Origin of the sequence: Paractinoplanes toevensis (assembly GCF_018332695.1) — a bacterium.
Classification (GTDB): domain Bacteria; phylum Actinomycetota; class Actinomycetes; order Mycobacteriales; family Micromonosporaceae; genus Actinoplanes; species Actinoplanes toevensis.
In genome coordinates, this window is the sequence record NZ_BOQN01000108.1 from 1 (window position 1) to 629 (window position 629).

Here is a 629-nt window from a genome sequence, read left to right on the forward strand (position 1 = left end):
GTCCGGATTTCGACGTCGTAGTCGAGGAACGGAATGAACTCGTTCCACGCGTTCCGCCACAACCGGATCATTGCCGGGTATTTAGTTCCCCATTTCTCTTCTAATTCGTCGAGTGCGGCGAGTGCGGCGCTGGCGTTCGGTGCGGTGTAGATAGGTTTGATGTCCCGTTTGATCGCGTCGCTTTCCTTACGTGACGTCAGCCGGAACGTATTCCGGATCAGGTGGATGATGCAGGTCTGAACAATTGTTTGCGGCCATACCGCTTCCACCACGCCGGGCAGGCCTTTCAATCCGTCGCAGACCAGAAAGAACACATCGGTTACGCCGCGGTTCTTCAGATCGATCAGGACACTCATCCAAAACTTCGCGCCCTCGCCGCCGACACCGGCCCAGAGCCCCAGGACGTCCTTGCGGCCGTCGACGGTGACGCCGACGGCCGCGTAGACAGGCCGGTTCGCGACCTGGCCGTCGCGTACCTTCACGACGATGGCGTCGATGAACACGGCGGCGTAGACGGTGTCGAGCGGTCGTGCCGACCATTCCGTCATCTCGGCGATCACTTTGTCGGTGATCCGCGAGACTGTTTCCTTCGAGATCGAGGCGCCGTAGATCTCCGAGAAATGCGCGGA

Annotated in this window: 1 protein-coding gene; it reads right to left on the bottom strand. The window is 59.9% G+C overall.

What is annotated here, in order from left to right; translation table 11 throughout:
• The coding region (locus tag Ato02nite_RS39910) for an IS256 family transposase (protein ID WP_213011901.1) at positions 1–629 on the bottom strand (629 nt) is incomplete at both ends.